Here is a 1919-nt window from a genome sequence, read left to right on the forward strand (position 1 = left end):
GCCGGTGCCCGCCTCACCGTGACGGATGTCGCGGAGTCCAAGCGCGCGCTCGCCGACGAGCTCGGCGCCGCCTGGGTCGAGCCCCACGAGGCGCACCTCGTCGAGGCCGACGTGTTCGTGCCGTGCGGGCTCGGCGGCGTGCTCACGCACGAGGTCGTCGAGTCGCTCCGGGTGCGCGCGGTGGTCGGCGCCGCCAATAACCAGCTCGCCTCCCGTGACGTCGCCGGCCTCCTCACGGAGCGCGAGATCGTCTGGGCGCCCGACTTCGTGGTGAACGCCGGCGGCGTCATCTACCTGGATGTCGCGAGCGAGCCCGGGGCAGACCAGGCCGCCCTCGACGCCCGCATCGCGGGCATCGGCGACACCGTCGCCTCAGTGCTGCGCTCCGCCGACGAGCACGGCACGACCACCCTCGCGGCTGCCGAGCGGCTCGCCCGGGCACGCCTCGACGCCGCGCGCTGACGGGTCGGCACCGGCCGATAGGCTCGTGCCATGACGTCCCCCGCCGCCACGCCTCCGCCCGCCCCTGCCCGGTTCCGGCCGGCTCCGACCCGGGGCCGGCGGGTGCTGGCGGTGCTGGCCTCGTCGGGCGTGGCGGCGGTCGGGGCGATGTTCGTGGCGCTGTTCGCGCTGTTCATCGGCAACGGGCAGTCACCGCAGGTGTTCGACCAGCTGTTCGGGCATTTCGCCCTCGCGGCGCTCATCGCGTGGCTGCTGCTCGCCGTCGCGAACGCCGTGGGCGCCACCCGCGCCTGGTTCCTCGCGCTCATCACGGGATTCGCATCGGGCACGCTGGCCGCGCTGATCGCGACGACCTTCACGGCGACCGCCGCGGGCAACCCGTTCAGCGGACCGCTGTTCCTCTTCGTGGTCGGCTCGCTCGTGAGCCTCAACCTCGTCTTCGTCCTGGCCGTGATCGCGGGCGAGGTCTTCCTCGCGCCGAAGGTGTTCCGCGGCATCATGGGCTACGCGCCGCGGCGGCCCGCCCGCCGCATGGCGCTCGTCCGTATCCCCGCGTCGAACCTCGACGAGGGCGAGCTGACCCACCGTGAGCGGCATCCGGTCGACAAGGCCCGCGCCGACGACCAGTGGGACAACTACTGCGCCGCGCTCGTCGCCGAGGGCTGGGAGACGCTCGAGGTCGATGCGGCCCCAGAACTGGCCGACTCGGTGTTCGTCGAGGACACCGTCGTGCTGTTCGGAGACCTCGCCGTGATCACCAGCCCGGGTGCCGAGTCGCGCCGCGCCGAGATCGAGGCCGTCGAGCGCACCGTCGGCGCCATCCCCGGCGTCACGGTCCGTCGCATCGAACTGCCCGGCACCCTCGACGGCGGCGACGTGCTCAAGGTGGACTCCACCGTGTACGTCGGTGCGTCGAGCCGCACGAATCCCGAGGGCATCCGCCAGCTCCGTTCGCTGCTCACGCCCCATGGCTACTCCGTGGTCGCGGTGCCCGTGACCAAGGCGCTGCATCTGAAGAGCACCATGACCGCGCTGCCCGACGGCACGATCATCGGCGATCCGGCGCTCGTCGACGTGCCGAGCCTCTTCCCGCGGTTCCTCCCGGTGCCCGAGCCCGAGGGCGTCGCGGTCGTCGAGTTGTCGCCCGAGTCCCTGCTCATGTCGTCGTCGGCGCCGAAGACCGCGGCGATGCTCGCGGGCCTCGGCTACCGCGTCGTGACCGTCGAGATCGACGAGTTCGAGAAGCTCGAGGCCGGCGTCACATGCCTGTCGGTGCGGGTGCGGTAGTCGTACGCACCCGACCGTCGTGCAGCTCGAGCACGCGGTCGGCGCGGCGCACGAGCGCCGGGTCGTGGGTCGTCACCACGGCGGCCACGCCGCGCGCGTGCACGAGCTCGCCGATGAGGTCCATCACGGTCGCCGCCGTGCCGCTGTCGAGCTGGCCGGTGGGCTCGTCG

Annotated in this window: 1 protein-coding gene and 2 pseudogenes; 2 read left to right on the top strand and 1 reads right to left on the bottom strand. The window is 72.9% G+C overall.

From position 1 onward, the window contains the following. A pseudogene (locus tag GH736_RS22075) lies at positions 1-462 on the top strand (Glu/Leu/Phe/Val dehydrogenase family protein); the annotation flags it as partial. Between the two features lie 30 nt (positions 463-492). Continuing rightward, positions 493-1749, top strand: a complete 1257-nt coding sequence (ddaH, locus tag GH736_RS25675; protein WP_159607102.1) for a dimethylargininase — start codon at positions 493-495, stop codon at positions 1747-1749. Here ddaH and GH736_RS22085 read toward each other — a convergent pair. Further along, positions 1721-1919: pseudogene (locus GH736_RS22085) on the bottom strand (ABC transporter ATP-binding protein); the annotation flags it as partial. The gene ddaH and the pseudogene GH736_RS22085 sit on opposite strands and share 29 nt — an antisense overlap.

The organism is Agromyces humi (genome assembly GCF_009720255.1).
Taxonomy (GTDB): domain Bacteria; phylum Actinomycetota; class Actinomycetes; order Actinomycetales; family Microbacteriaceae; genus Agromyces; species Agromyces humi.